This window comes from Pseudomonas sp. CDFA 610 (genome assembly GCF_021147865.1).
GTDB classification, from domain to species: domain Bacteria; phylum Pseudomonadota; class Gammaproteobacteria; order Pseudomonadales; family Pseudomonadaceae; genus Aquipseudomonas; species Aquipseudomonas alliivorans.
Genome location: NZ_JAGTPM010000002.1, coordinates 488789 through 502566 on the forward strand (window position 1 = coordinate 488789; position 13778 = coordinate 502566).

Sequence of the window (13778 nt, forward strand, 5' to 3'; positions counted from 1 at the left end):
AGGATGAACCGCAGGACTGGATGAGACCGGTCCTGCGATACGTCTTGTGCTGCCTCTGTGTGAGTGCCTCGCCATGTCCGATTATCTGCTGCAAATGAACGGCATCGTCAAAACCTTCGACGGCGTCAAAGCCCTGAACGGCATCGACATCAAGATCCGGGCCGGAGAATGCGTCGGCCTGTGCGGCGAAAACGGTGCCGGTAAATCCACGCTGATGAAAGTCCTGTCGGCGGTCTATCCCTACGGCACCTGGGAAGGTGAAATTCTCTGGGACGGCCAGCCGCTCAAAGCGCAGTCGATCAGCGAAACGGAAGCCGCAGGCATTGTCATCATCCATCAGGAACTGACCCTGGTGCCTGATCTGTCGGTCGCTGAAAACATCTTCATGGGCCACGAACTGACCCTGCGTGGCGGGCGCATGAACTACCCGGCCATGATCCATCGGGCCGAAGCGCTGATGCGTGAACTCAAGGTGCCGGACATGAACGTGGCGCTGCCGGTTTCACAATACGGCGGCGGCTATCAGCAACTGGTGGAAATCGCCAAGGCGTTGAACAAACAGGCGCGGCTGCTGATCCTCGACGAGCCCTCCTCGGCCCTCACCCGCTCGGAAATCGAGGTGTTGCTGGACATCATCCGCGACCTCAAGGCCAAAGGCGTGGCGTGCGTCTATATCTCCCACAAGCTCGATGAAGTGGCTGCGGTATGCGACACCATTTCGGTGATTCGCGATGGCAAACACATCGCGACCACCTCCATGGCCGACATGGACATCCCGAAAATCATCACCCAGATGGTCGGTCGGGAAATGAGCAACCTCTACCCCACCGAGCCCCACAACGTGGGCGAAGTCATGTTCGAAGCACGCCACTTCACCTGCTACGACGTCGACAACCCGAAGCGCAAACGGGTCGACGACATTTCATTCGTGCTCAAGCGTGGTGAGATTCTGGGCATTGCCGGGCTGGTCGGTGCCGGACGCACGGAACTGGTCTCTGCGCTGTTCGGCGCCTATCCCGGTCGCTACGAAGGCGAGGTCTGGCTGGAAGGTCAGCAGATCGACACGCGCACGCCACTCAAAGCGATCCGCGCCGGGCTGTGCATGGTCCCGGAAGACCGCAAGCGTCAGGGAATCATTCCTGATCTGGGCGTGGGCCAGAACATCACCCTCGCCGTGCTGGACAGCTACTCGAAGATGACCCGCATCGACGCCGAAGCCGAGCTGGGCAGCATCGACCGGGAAATCTCGCGCATGCACCTCAAGACCGCGAGCCCGTTCCTGCCGATCACCAGCCTGTCCGGCGGCAATCAGCAGAAAGCCGTGCTGGCCAAAATGCTGCTCACCAAACCCCGCGTGCTGATTCTCGATGAGCCGACTCGGGGCGTCGATGTCGGTGCCAAATACGAGATTTACAAACTGATGGGCGCACTGGCGGCTGCAGGTGTGTCGATCATTATGGTGTCGTCGGAACTGGCCGAAGTGCTGGGCGTCTCCGACCGCGTACTGGTGATCGGCGAGGGCCAGTTGCGTGGCGACTTCATCAATCAGGATCTCACCCAGGAACAGGTGCTCGCCGCCGCGCTCAGCCACCCCGACGGCCATGACAATAATGATCGGAAGACCGCGTAGATGAATCAGGTCAAACAGCTCTTTTCCCGCTACAAAATGCTCGCCCTGGTCATCGCCGTGGCGATCATCTGGCTGTTTTTCAGTTGGCAGACCGAAGGCGGCTTTCTGACCCCGCGCAACCTGTCCAACCTGCTGCGGCAGATGTCGATCACCGGCATCCTCGCCTGCGGCATGGTGCTGGTGATCATCAGCGGCGAGATCGACCTGTCGGTAGGCTCGTTGCTCGGCCTGCTGGGCGGGCTGGCGGCAATTCTCGACGTGATCTACCACATACCGCTGCTCGCCAACCTGAGTATCGTCGCCCTGTGCGGACTGATGATCGGCCTGGCCAACGGCTACATGACCGCCTACCTGCGCATTCCGTCGTTCATCGTCGGCCTGGGTGGCATGCTGGCGTTCCGCGGCATTCTGCTGGGCATCACGGGCGGCACCACCATCGCGCCGGTCTCGCCGGAGCTGGTCTATGTCGGCCAAGGCTACCTGCCGCATGCTGTCGGCACCGGTTTGGGCATGGTGCTCTTTGCCCTGACTCTGTTCCTCACCTGGCGACAACGCCGTAACCGCGCCCTGCACGGCCTTGCCGCCCACTCCATGGTTCGAGACGCCACCCGCGTCGTGCTGATCGGCGCCGTGCTGGCCGGGTTCGTCTACACCCTCAACAGCTACGACGGCATCCCGGTGCCCGTGCTCCTTCTGCTGGTTCTGCTGGGCGTGTTCAGCTACGTCACCAGCCAGACCGTATTCGGCCGCCGCGTCTACTCGGTGGGCAGCAACATGGAAGCCACACGCCTGTCCGGCATCAACGTACAGGCCGTCAAACTGTGGATCTTCGGCATCATGGGCGTCATGTGCGCCCTCGCCGGCATGGTCAACACCGCCCGCCTCGCCGCAGGCTCGCCCTCCGCAGGCAACATGGGCGAACTCGACGCCATCGCCGCCTGCTTCATCGGCGGCACCTCCATGCGCGGCGGCTCCGGCACAGTCTACGGCGCGCTGCTGGGAGCGCTGGTCATCACCAGCCTGGACAACGGCATGTCGATGCTGGATGTGGACAGCTACTGGCAGATGATTGTGAAGGGCAGCATTCTGGTGCTGGCGGTGTGGGTGGATGTGAGTACGCGGACAGGGCGGCGTTGAAGGGTGTCTAAGCTGTTCGGACCTCGCTCAGGAGTTCGGGGTGTCGATCCAGCAGTCTTAAAAGCTTGATCAAAGAAAGGGGCGGTTTCGTCTTGCCGTTTTCATAGCGTGAAAAAGCATTGACACCACCGCCGAAAATTTCCGCTGCCTCGCGTTGATCAAGCGCCAGCTTCTTGCGAACCGTGGTGATGAACGCAGGGTCCACCAGCGATGCGTTTACCTGCCTGTTGAACTCAAGCATCGCATTGCTGACCCGTGTGGATTCGAACGAAGCCAGGACAACCTCGCCACACGCAGGGCAATAATCGCCCGTCACCAGAGGAATCAACGTCGATTCGGTTTTGTACGTGTATGGCATATCACGTCTGTCATGCATCAGCTCTGTAGCGCCACAGGATGGGCATTTCATGTTCACAGCTCCTTGAAGGACACGATGAGCACATCATCAATGACCGTCAGTTTCAGATAGATCTCACCCGCAACCGTCTTGCAACGATAAACGTCCTGCCAGATCCGATGGTCCGCATGCGTTGTCATGCTTTTGTAGAAGTCCGATGGCACCAACGCTCCGGCGATCGCGACAATTTCGTCAAAATCGAAACCTAGCGCCGCGCCCCCCATCAGAGCTGAACGCGTTGAGCGCACCTTACCGGCTTCAATCAGGCTTCTGACGACCGTTAGTTTGCAGTGAGGTGTCCTTTTCTCGATGCTCAAAAAATTAACCTACTTGGTTTAAATTGGCAAGTAGGTTAATTGAGATGACTAGCGCAGGCTACGCGGGGTTTGTAGCTGGCCGTGACAGAGGTTTTCGAGGTTTACGATGAATGCAGCCTAAACGATGCTGTTGCAGTTCTTACGCCTGGACAGAGTCAGCAGCAGTAGCAACTTGAGATCATCAACATAAACCTGTTAGCTTAGGTTCGAGCAAGCTAAAGCGGCTCTCGTGAATCGCATACTTGCCTCACGAAACGGTGGTAAAGGGAGTTACACATGGCACGTGATAAGGCAAAAGACGATAGAATGTTCAACTGCTCACAAGACCATGAACGGGCATATGTAGCAAGCCTATATGGTACAAATGCTGAAACCGTAAAAGAATTCCTCATAAAAAACTGCGAGAGTGGCAGTATAAAAAACAGTACCCACAAAGCTGTTTATGAGCTCATAAAATCCAAACTGGGCTATTCAATCCCTGGCTGAGCATCCCTATCGAAGCCTAACCTGCATTAAAAGCACGATGCCGTCTCCGACTTCTTTTAAATCGAGGACGGCAATTTAGCGCTAGAGAGCATGGAGGCAGAACCTAAAGAAATGAACATTAGTATGTTAGTCATGAAAACAACAATAGAGAACGATAGCCAATTAGCAGCATAGCAACCATGCCCTTCATGTAGGAGACAGCCCCCATAATTGCTGACAACAGAGAAGGGCAACGAAAATTCTTTGCCAGTCAAAGCCAAGAACGCACCCAACTTTCTAACTGTCAATCCGACGCCCTTAATCACGCGATATCTTCGAGTACCACACGCGATGCCCTCACCGCATTCAACGCCGAAAACGACCCTGACGGAATAAAGTTTGCACAGCGTATATTCGGGTGCGAGGACGATGGTGGTGTCGTTCATAAAGCTGATTTAATCAGTGAAGCCAACCTGATTGCCTGCGTTGCAATCACTCGCAATTCGTAAGATAGCTTTGGGAATGACTGAATGGCCTAGTGGTGCCCGTGCCGCTCACAGACAACTTCTACATCCACAACGTCAAAGACGCCCTTCCGGCTGGAGAGCTTAAAGATCGCCTGAATGACGCCCTAATGTCCGAGTGGTTCGGATATACGCACGCCTTCATGAACACGGTCAAACATCCTCAGCTGATCGTCCACAATGCGTCCATCTCATTCATCGATGAGAACAGGGGAGCCAAAGTCGAAGGCTTTAGGCACAAGGAGAAAGATTATCCGGCGTGCTGGGTTCGGGAGGTGTCTAGGAAACCAGGGGCGATTCATTACTTAGTTGAATTTTGCAACGAAGCATATCAAAAAATCAACATCAAAAAACCTAAAAATCGCTCGCAGTTTTATTTCACAAAAAAACATGGGGTATTGGTCACGTTAAAATTTCAAAAAAATCGAAAGTAGCCAATTTCCTACAGGACATATCCCCGAAGCAAAACCTGAAATAGTTGAAGGTTTGGAGATACAACCTTGAAGCATTGACATATCTAAACCCTATGGTATTGGTATTGTATCAACATAGGATTTCTAATTATGAACAAGATGAAATATGCAGGAAAAATAGGGGGTATGGTTGGGGGGTTTTAAAAGACTTGAGCGTCAAAAATTTTTAATTATTTTTGTAAAGATAATAGAGATGAATGAGCTTAATGAAGTCCGAATGACCTCTAGCCTAGCCAAAAATCTAATAGTGGCGTTTTCAGGCTACCAATCAATATCTAATGATGCTCTTATCAAAGAGTTTGCTAGAAGCGGGAACAGTGTCAAACAACAAAACCTCGATATAATTGTCCATTCATTACTAGCACGATGGCAAGGTTACTATAATGAACAATGGAAAGAGGCAAAAACAAGAATAGACATTGAAGCAGATGAATACAAGCAATCCATTATCGAAAAGCTGGATATTAGATTATAAAAACATGTAAACCCCCACTTTACATGCTTATACCCGTGGAGCTACTTAATTACTTTGCAGATACAATCATTTCTACACGATAGGAATTACGACCACTGTGTATCCCAACACGATACATGCTTTTATCTTTTAATCAATAAACTACCTTCACGGACATATACCCTACTCCCACAGAGTAGAACACGTCCACAAACACCTACCCCCAAACTAAACAATCATAGGTTTAGAGATATATCCTTGAACCTTTGTTAGCTAACCGTTTCGCTCTCGCAGAATTGACTTTGCTATATCTTGCTCTTCCGTGGTCGCAGAGAAGCTACTTTTTACGATCCTTTGAAGTTCATGGTCATCTTTATCTTCGAATCGCTCCCGTATTTCCTCCCTACGGATCTGCCCTTTTTCTATAATATCGGGCAGTTCTTTAATAAATGCTACGCCTAACCTTCCTGCATAAAGCCCAGTATTGAAGAGTGTTTTCCCTAAAATTTTTGCTGTCGCGGCTACTTTGTCTTGACCCGACCCCGATGAGAAATCCGACTTCACTTCATTCCAAGCTTCATCAAGGTCATAATACCTTATGGTATCTGGCTTTTCTTCATCCTCGACCATATTACATATCCTTATGACTAATTACTTCTGCAAAAAATAAAAAGCCACCAAAGTGGCTTAAGCAAAAATCAAGACTACCAGAGCGTTAGCCTTTCTTAGCTTGGTTCTCTTTCATTTTCTCAATTGTTTCAGGCAGCTTTTGGACAAATTTAACCCCCAAAAATAAAGCCCCCTTTCCAAGCAATTTTGCTGTCGAGGCGGTTTTATCCAGCGTGCTGCCATGGGAAAAGTCGCCTTTTACTTCTACCCAAGCATCACCCATCATTTTATTCAAGGCAGAATTAAAAGTTGGCTTTGATCCGTTGCTCATAATTTTAGTCCTTCCCAGTGCCGTCACAGGAGGGGCACGGAGCTAGCTTCTGGGAACCCCCACAGGAAGGACAGCTATCAGGGTGACGCCCACCATATTCCAGTGGACACGAAGCTACCCCCTTGCCTTCACACATGTAGCATTGATCTTCTTCGTCATCATCATATCGAGCCATAACAGTTTCCTTCTGCATGTGGCCAGTGATGGCAAAAAATATCACTTGCCTACCCCGGATGTAAACTCAAAGCACAGGCCGCCAATCAGGAGGATGCGAAGCCTCCACCCGCTTGGCGACCTCGATCAACGTGAAGCAGGAAAACAGATCAGCCCCGCTATCAGGCGTATTTTGCACCACACCCACGACATACATTATTAAAGACTTTCAGCTCACTGCAGTTTGAGCATTTACGACCCCGACCACCTTTGCCACCGTTTGCAGGTAATGTCATTGTGTGGTGACACTTTGTACATTCCCGACCAGTTGAGGTTTCAAAAAAGGTCTGCTCTTCACAGTTAGGGCATTTTTTACCTGCCATTTCAAGCTCCGCATGTATGTATATATATGTGTGTGTGTATGTGTGTGTATGTGCTTCGAAGATATCCACATTAGTGGCGATAAGCAACTATATTGCCACTACACCTCCGCAGAGATCTTTTTGCCTCCGCACCTTTGGCGACCCTGATCCTGAACCAAGCAAGGAAGCAGCTTAGAGCCTCATAGAGCCCCCAGAACGTCAGCGATAGGCAAAGGTAGCAGCGGAGGCAAAAACGCTCAGAACGAGCAAGGTAGGCTCAAACGACAGACGAAAAAAATGACGATATGCAGGTTAGGTTTTTGCTACAAAACCCTGCTACAAATCGTCATTTCTTGATCCTTTTAAATCGTTGATTTATAAGGACTTTTTAATAATGGCGGAGAGATAGGGATTCGAACCCTAGGTACCGGTGAAGGTACAACGGATTTCGAATCCGTCCCATTCGGCCACTCTGGCATCTCTCCAACGGCGCGCATCATAACAGCATCGAGGCGTAACGCGAAGCCCTTAGGCCATTTTTTTTCGTGCTATCAAACGCTTGCGTCGTTTTTGCAGCTTAAAGCGGTACGCCCAGACGGTTGGCGACTTCTTCGTAGGCTTCGATGACGTCACCGAGGCCCTGGCGGAAGCGGTCCTTGTCCATCTTCTTGCGGGTGTCTTTGTCCCACAGACGGCAGCCGTCGGGGCTGAATTCGTCGCCCAGGACAATTTCGCCGTGGAAGACGCCGAATTCAAGCTTGAAGTCGACCAACAGCAGGCCTGCGTCGTCGAACAGCTTCTTCAGGACTTCGTTGACCTTGAGCGACAGTTCTTTCATGCGGACCAGTTGCTCGGCGGTGCCCCAACCGAATGCCACGACGTGGGATTCGTTGATGAACGGGTCGCCCTTGGCGTCATCCTTGAGGAACAGTTCGAAGGTGTGCGGATCGAGCTTCGTACCTTCTTCGATGCCCAGACGCTTGACCAGGCTGCCGGCGGCGTAGTTACGCACCACACACTCGACCGGGATCATGTCCAGCTTCTTGACCAGGCATTCGTTGTCGCCCAGCAGCTTGTCGAATTGGGTCGGAACGCCCGCTTCTTCCAGCTTCTGCATGATGAAGGCGTTGAACTTGTTGTTCACCATGCCTTTGCGGTCGAGCTGTTCGATGCGCTTGCCGTCGAACGCCGAGGTGTCGTTACGGAACAGCAGGATCAAGCGGTCGGCGTCGTCGGTCTTGTAAACCGATTTGGCTTTGCCGCGGTAGAGTTCTTCACGTTTTTCCATGATGGGCTCCGCTTGCTAAGTAGTTGGGCTAGGCGATGTGTCGCCAGTCGAGCCCTGAATCTTGATCGGCCAGTTGCAGCCAGTCCGGGTCGCACCCGAGGGTGTCGACAAAACATTGCCGGGCCAGATGCGGCAGGTTGTTCTTGCTGCTGAGATGAGCCAGCACGAGGTGCTGCAAGCTCTGCCATCCCAGTTCGCTCACCAGGTTGGCGGCCTGATGGTTGTTCAAATGTCCTGTTTCACAGCCTACACGCTGCTTGAGAAAGACCGGGTAATGGCCCCGGGCAAGCATGTCGCGGCAGTGGTTGGCTTCGATCATCAAGGCATCCAGGCCGTGATAACGCTGCAGCACGTTCGGGCAATAAGACCCCAGATCGGTCAACAGGCCAAAGCGGCGTCGACCGTCATTGAAGACGAATTGCGTGGGTTCGAGCGCATCGTGCGAGACGGACACCACGTCGATGTCCAGCGCGCCGACTTGCAGTCGCTCGCCACCCGTGAGCAGTCCGGCCGCCTCGACCGGCTTGCGCATCCCGCGCAAGGTGCCGCCACTGAGGTAGACCGGCAAATTGTAACGCCGAGACAGCAAACCCACGCCATGCACATGATCGGCATGCTCGTGGGTCACCAGAATCGCGCTCAGTTGTTCGCCGGCGACACCCAGCCGAGCCAGACGTCGCTCGGTTTCCCGCAGGGAGAAACCGCAATCGACCAATACGTACGTATCGTTGCTTGCGACCAGCGTGCCGTTGCCACGGCTGCCGCTGCCCAGAACCGCGAAGCGCACTTAACCCAGGTTGTCTTGAATAACGCTCAATACGCGGCGGGCAACATCTGCCGGCGCAACGGTATTGATGTTCTTCTCGACCGTGACCTGAACGTTGTCACCCACCTTGCTCAGGCGAACCTGATAGCGCTCGGCGCGTGCATCAATCTCTTCCTTGCTGGTCTTGCTGCCGAACATGCGGCCGAAGAAACCGGGCTCGTTTTCAGGCTTCTGAGCCTTCTCTGCGAGGTTGATGTAGTACAGGCCCAGGCTGCGGTTGATGTCTTCGACACGCCAGTCACCCTGATCCAGCGCACGGCCCACACTCGACCATGCACGATCCAGATCGGCACCCAGGTTAAGGACCGGGTTGCCGCTGCCGTCTTCACTAAGGGCGACACGGCTCGGGGTATCAAAGTCACGCGCTGCCAGCAGGGAGATGGAACCGCCCTTCTCGGCGTTGCGGCTCATGCTGGCCAGCAGATCATCGGTCAGCGCTGCATCCAGCCCCAGGTTGGTGGTGCGGTTCGGGAACGCCACATCGGCAGTGCTGCCTGCAGGACGCTCGACGCTGACCACATAGACTTCGCTGGTGTTGCGCTGCACGCCCGGCTCGATACGGACCCGCACTCGGGTTTCCGAGTCGGCCGACACGCCGCTGGCGGTCAGACGCTTGGCCACCGAAGCGGACAATTCGTCGAGGCGCTGCCAAGACGAGCTGAATTCACCGGTCTGCGGACGCTCTTCAGCGATGCGAAAACCGTTGTCTTCGAAGTACTGATGGGCAACCGGCCAGACTTCGGCAGGCTGGCGCTGAGCCAGAATCCAGTGAGCGTCACCGCTCTTTTGCAGACTGAAATCGCTGGACTCGGAGGCGGTTCCCAGCGGCAACGGACGCGGAACGACGTATTCACCGTCCTTCTGCGTGCTGTCGGCGACATTGCGCGGGATCGGCAGCAGCGGGTCAAGGCGCTTGACGCCGGAAACGTCGGCAGGCACCTGCATCGGCGCTGTCTGGGACGCTTGAAGGTAATCACTGCCGCGATCACGGAAATAACCGTCTTCGCCCCAGAGCCAACCGCAACCGCTGGTGCTGGAGATAATCAAGGCAAGTGCAGAAAGTCCGGCCAATCGCTTCATTGCGTAGTGCTTCCTCAATTAAACCAGGACGCCGGACTGGCGCATGGCCTGTCGCAGCGGTTCGTGGCAGGCTTCGCTGAGCCAGGTGAGCGGCAGACGGATACCGTCCGGCATCAGACCCATTTCATGCAAGGCCCATTTCACGGGGATAGGGTTGGATTCGATAAACAGTGTGTTGTTGAGCGGCATCAGCTTTTCGTGAATCGCACGGGCAGCTTCGGCATCGCCACGCATGGCCGCAGCGCACAGATCGCTCATGGCGCGCGGTGCAACGTTGGCGGTGACGGAGATATTGCCCTTTCCACCCAGCAGCATCAATTCGACGGCAGTGGCGTCGTCACCGGAGTAGACCAGGAAATCGCTGCTGACGCCTGCAAGGATGTCACGGGCGCGCTGCAGGTTACCGGTGGCTTCCTTGATGCCGATGATGTTCTTCACGGCAGACAGGCGCACGACGGTCTCTGGCAGCATGTCACAGGCGGTACGGCCCGGCACGTTGTAGAGAATCTGCGGAATGTCGACCGCATTGGCGATATGGCTGAAATGCTGGAACAGGCCTTCCTGGGTCGGCTTGTTGTAGTAAGGCGTTACCAGCAGGCACGCGTCGGCACCTGCGGTCTTGGCGTTGGTGGTCAGTTCGACCGCTTCACGCGTCGAATTGGCGCCCGTACCGGCAATCACCGGAATGCGTCCAGCCACCTGATCGACCACGCGACGGATGACCTCGATGTGTTCGTTCACATCAAGCGTCGCCGACTCGCCGGTGGTGCCGACGGCAACAATGGCGTTGGTGCCCTCTTGCAAGTGGAAGTCCACCAGTTTGCTCAGGCTGTCCCAGTCCAGACGACCTTGTGCATCCATGGGTGTGACCAGTGCCACCATACTGCCCGCAATCATGCAACCGCTCCTGCCGGAAAAAGAGAGCCGTAATGGTACTGGCGCTATCATGCTTGTACAAGCGAAGTACCGCGCTCTGAGCATTCCCCTGAGCGATGGTTTTCGCTACCCTTCGTCCTTTGATCGGTACTGGTCACCTGCGCACCTCGCTCAATCGGTCGAATTTGTCGCCAGAAGCCCCGCCCCAGCGCGTTCCAGCCCAGCCATGGCCAGGCCATGCACGCCAGACGTAACGGGGCTCAGGTCGGTGTCTCGCGCTCTCGATTGTCGAAAAAGCCCCGCAAGACCAAAAAAGTACCGACCGCTCATCGTCTAGGAATGCTGCATGTCGTCCACCCCCACAGTTCGCGAACAATTCCTTGTCATCAGTGCCCTTGGCGCAAACCCCATGGAGCTGACCAACGTCCTGTGCCGAGCCAGCCATGAAAATCGCTGCTCGGTGGTTACCTCGCGCCTGACCCGCCACGGCGAGTGCAGCGCACTGATCCTTCAGGTTGCCGGCAGCTGGGATGCCCTGGCGCGCCTCGAAACCGGCCTGCCGGGCCTTGCCAAGAAGCATGCGTTCACGATCAGCGTCGTGCGCAGCGCCACCTCCGAGAGCCGCCCGGAAGCCCTGCCCTACGTGGCCTACGTCAGCTCGGCGTACCGCCCGGACATCATCAATGAGCTGTGCCAGTTCTTCATCGACCACAACGTCGAACTGGAGAACCTGATCTGCGACACCTATCAGGCCCCGCAGACAGGCGGCACCATGCTCAACGCCACCTTCACCGTCACGTTGCCTGCCGGCACGCAAATCAGCTGGCTGCGTGATCAGTTCCTCGACTTTGCCGACGCACTGAATCTCGACGCGCTGATCGAACCCTGGCGCCCACAAGCACCGATGTAAGGAATCCTCATGGCCGTTGCAGTAGACCAATCCGTTCCCGACTTCCAGGCAGCCGCCACCAGCGGCCAGACCGTCACCCTGTCAGAGCTCAAGGGCCAGCAGGTGGTGATCTATTTCTATCCGAAAGACAACACGCCGGGCTGCACCACGCAGGGCCAGGACTTTCGCGATCACATCGCGCAGTTTCAGGCTGCCAACACCGTTGTGCTGGGCGTGTCCCGCGACAGCCTGAAGACCCACGAAAACTTCAAGGCCAAGCAATCGTTCCCGTTCGAACTGATTTCGGACAAGGACGAAGCGGTCTGCCAACTGTTCGACGTGATCAAGCTCAAGAAGCTGTATGGCAAGGAATACCTTGGCGTCGATCGCAGCACCTTCCTGATCGACAAGAACGGTGTGCTGCGTCAGGAATGGCGTGGAGTGAAAGTGCCAGGTCATGTAGCCGAAGTACTGGCCCAGGCCGAAGCCCTGAACAAAGCCTGATGTGGCCAATCGCTGCGGCGCGCAATGTACCGCAGCGACATTCGCCCGACGCTACAGCAGTGGTGCCACGGTCGGCTCATTGCGCGGCCAGGCATCAAGGACGGCCTTGAACAGGGTCGCCAGCGGAATCGCGAAGAAAATCCCCCAGAAGCCCCACAGCCCGCCAAACAGCAGCACGGCGCAGATGATCGCGACCGGGTGCAGGTTGACCGCCTCGGAGAACAGCAACGGCACCAGCACGTTGCCATCCAGCGCCTGAATGATGCCGTGCACCATCATCAGGTAGATGAACTGATCGCCCCAGCCCCACTGAAACAGGCCGATCAATGCAACAGGCACGGTCACCACCACTGCGCCGACGTAAGGCACGACGACAGAAATGCCTACCAGCATAGCCAGCAGCGCTGCGTAATTGAGCCCCAGCGCGACGAAAGCGACGTAGGTCACGCCGCCGCAGATGAAGATCTCGATCACCTTGCCACGAATATAATTGGCGATCTGGCGATTCATTTCTTCAGCAACGCGATTGAGCAGCGCCCTCTCGCGCGGCAGATAACCCCGCGCCCACCGCCCGATCATGCGGCGGTCCTTGAGGAAAAAAAACACCAGAATCGGCACCAGCACCAGATAGATCATCAGGTTGACCACCAGCGGCAGACTCGACAGGGACAGAGTGACTGCCAGTTGGCCCAACTTGCCGATCTCGCCACGAGCCACCTCGATGGCCTGCAGCACCTGCTCATCAGACACCAGATGCGGATAGCGCTCCGGCAGCAACAGCAGCAGGGACTGCCACTTGGCGAGCATGCCCGGCAGTTCGTTGAACAGCGTAATGAGTTGGTGCCAGAGCAATGGCACCAACACCAGCAGGAACACCAGCAGCGCGCCGATGAACAACGCAAACACGAACCCTACCGCGCCCACTTCCGGCACGCGAAAACGCTCCAGAAAATTGACCACGCCCTGCATCAGAAACGCCAGCACCAGCCCGGCCAGGACCGGCGCCAGCATTCCGCCCAGCGTCAGCACCAGGGTAAACGCCAGAAACAACAAAACGGCCAGAACCACGGCTTCTTCGTCAGAGAAGTAGCGTTGCACCCAACCGCGAAGCACATTGAACATCAAACATCCCTTTCAGAAAAATCGCGGCTGATTACGCCTTGCGCAGCCAGTAACGGTAGACTCCCGCGTCCACCTCTTCATGCACAAGCTCATGGCCAGCCAGCCTGGCAAACGTTCGGAAATCACGCTGGGAACCGGCGTCGGTCGCGATGACTTTCAGCACGGCACCGCTGGCCAGACGATTGAGCGCCATCTTGGCCTTGAGCAGGGGCAACGGACAGTTGAGTCCGCTCGCATCAAGCTCGGCGTCACACGCCTCAGGGCGCGCTACTGGGTCAGACATCGTTTCTCTCCTGGCGGACACATCGAATTACAAAGCTGGCTGCGAAAGGCATCGCTGG

At 55.5% G+C, this 13778-nt stretch carries 17 protein-coding genes and 1 tRNA gene; 7 read left to right on the forward strand and 11 right to left on the reverse strand.

Annotated elements, in window-relative coordinates; all coding sequences use genetic code 11:
* The first annotated feature begins 73 nt into the window (after positions 1 to 73).
* Positions 74 to 1630: a D-xylose ABC transporter ATP-binding protein gene (gene xylG, locus KDX39_RS05195; RefSeq protein WP_231659623.1), complete on the forward strand. Its 1557-nt coding sequence runs from the start codon at positions 74 to 76 to the stop codon at positions 1628 to 1630.
* Positions 1631 to 2767 (forward strand): sugar ABC transporter permease, encoded by a 1137-nt coding sequence (locus KDX39_RS05200; protein ID WP_231659624.1) that lies wholly within the window; start codon positions 1631 to 1633, stop codon positions 2765 to 2767.
* A 7-nt stretch (positions 2768 to 2774) separates the two neighbouring features.
* Here KDX39_RS05200 and KDX39_RS05205 read toward each other — a convergent pair whose 3' ends face one another.
* Positions 2775 to 3176, reverse strand: a complete 402-nt coding sequence (locus KDX39_RS05205; protein ID WP_231659657.1) for a type II toxin-antitoxin system MqsA family antitoxin — start codon at positions 3174 to 3176, stop codon at positions 2775 to 2777.
* 2 nt (positions 3177 to 3178) lie between these two features.
* Positions 3179 to 3475: a type II toxin-antitoxin system MqsR family toxin gene (locus tag KDX39_RS05210; RefSeq protein WP_184320136.1), complete on the reverse strand. Its 297-nt coding sequence runs from the start codon at positions 3473 to 3475 to the stop codon at positions 3179 to 3181.
* Positions 3476 to 3757: 282 nt separating this feature from the next.
* On the opposite strand from KDX39_RS05210, the gene KDX39_RS05215 reads away from it, so the two are divergent.
* From KDX39_RS05215 to KDX39_RS05225, 3 genes are all read left to right on the forward strand, one after another.
* Positions 3758 to 3967, forward strand: a complete 210-nt coding sequence (locus KDX39_RS05215) for a hypothetical protein (RefSeq protein ID WP_231659625.1) — start codon at positions 3758 to 3760, stop codon at positions 3965 to 3967.
* Positions 3968 to 4487: 520 nt separating this feature from the next.
* The gene (locus tag KDX39_RS05220) at positions 4488 to 4904 is read left to right on the forward strand and encodes a hypothetical protein (protein WP_231659626.1); all 417 of its coding nucleotides are present in this window, start codon (positions 4488 to 4490) and stop codon (positions 4902 to 4904) included.
* Positions 4905 to 5136: 232 nt separating this feature from the next.
* Entirely contained in the window at positions 5137 to 5418 is a 282-nt protein-coding gene (locus KDX39_RS05225) for a hypothetical protein (RefSeq protein ID WP_231659627.1), read from the forward strand.
* A 252-nt stretch (positions 5419 to 5670) separates the two neighbouring features.
* Here KDX39_RS05225 and KDX39_RS05230 read toward each other — a convergent pair whose 3' ends face one another.
* From KDX39_RS05230 to dapA, 7 genes are all read right to left on the reverse strand, one after another.
* Positions 5671 to 6027, reverse strand: a complete 357-nt coding sequence (locus KDX39_RS05230; RefSeq protein ID WP_231659628.1) for a hypothetical protein — start codon at positions 6025 to 6027, stop codon at positions 5671 to 5673.
* Positions 6028 to 6112: 85 nt separating this feature from the next.
* Positions 6113 to 6337 (reverse strand): hypothetical protein, encoded by a 225-nt coding sequence (locus KDX39_RS05235; protein ID WP_131188560.1) that lies wholly within the window; start codon positions 6335 to 6337, stop codon positions 6113 to 6115.
* A gap of 910 nt (positions 6338 to 7247) precedes the next feature.
* Positions 7248 to 7337 (reverse strand) — tRNA-Ser (locus KDX39_RS05240).
* Positions 7338 to 7429: 92 nt separating this feature from the next.
* Positions 7430 to 8140, reverse strand: a complete 711-nt coding sequence (purC, locus tag KDX39_RS05245) for a phosphoribosylaminoimidazolesuccinocarboxamide synthase (protein ID WP_231659629.1) — start codon at positions 8138 to 8140, stop codon at positions 7430 to 7432.
* Between the two features lie 28 nt (positions 8141 to 8168).
* On the reverse strand, positions 8169 to 8927 hold the full coding sequence (locus KDX39_RS05250) for an MBL fold metallo-hydrolase (protein ID WP_004879212.1): 759 nt from the start codon (positions 8925 to 8927) through the stop codon (positions 8169 to 8171).
* Entirely contained in the window at positions 8928 to 10046 is a 1119-nt protein-coding gene (bamC, locus tag KDX39_RS05255) for an outer membrane protein assembly factor BamC (protein WP_099229811.1), read from the reverse strand.
* An 18-nt stretch (positions 10047 to 10064) separates the two neighbouring features.
* Positions 10065 to 10943 (reverse strand): 4-hydroxy-tetrahydrodipicolinate synthase, encoded by an 879-nt coding sequence (gene dapA / locus KDX39_RS05260; protein ID WP_004879206.1) that lies wholly within the window; start codon positions 10941 to 10943, stop codon positions 10065 to 10067.
* A gap of 325 nt (positions 10944 to 11268) precedes the next feature.
* Here dapA and KDX39_RS05265 point away from each other — a divergent pair, with 325 nt between their 5' ends.
* Positions 11269 to 11832 (forward strand): glycine cleavage system protein R, encoded by a 564-nt coding sequence (locus KDX39_RS05265; RefSeq protein ID WP_004879204.1) that lies wholly within the window; start codon positions 11269 to 11271, stop codon positions 11830 to 11832.
* A gap of 9 nt (positions 11833 to 11841) precedes the next feature.
* Positions 11842 to 12315: a peroxiredoxin gene (locus KDX39_RS05270; RefSeq protein ID WP_122208440.1), complete on the forward strand. Its 474-nt coding sequence runs from the start codon at positions 11842 to 11844 to the stop codon at positions 12313 to 12315.
* A gap of 51 nt (positions 12316 to 12366) precedes the next feature.
* Here the strand turns inward: KDX39_RS05270 and KDX39_RS05275 are convergent, their stop codons facing one another.
* Together KDX39_RS05275 and KDX39_RS05280 are read right to left on the reverse strand one after the other, a co-directional pair.
* Complete coding sequence (locus KDX39_RS05275; RefSeq protein WP_231659630.1) at positions 12367 to 13437, reverse strand: AI-2E family transporter; 1071 nt, start codon at positions 13435 to 13437, stop codon at positions 12367 to 12369.
* 31 nt (positions 13438 to 13468) lie between these two features.
* Positions 13469 to 13720: a sulfurtransferase TusA family protein gene (locus KDX39_RS05280; RefSeq protein ID WP_231659631.1), complete on the reverse strand. Its 252-nt coding sequence runs from the start codon at positions 13718 to 13720 to the stop codon at positions 13469 to 13471.
* Positions 13721 to 13778 lie beyond the last annotated feature (58 nt).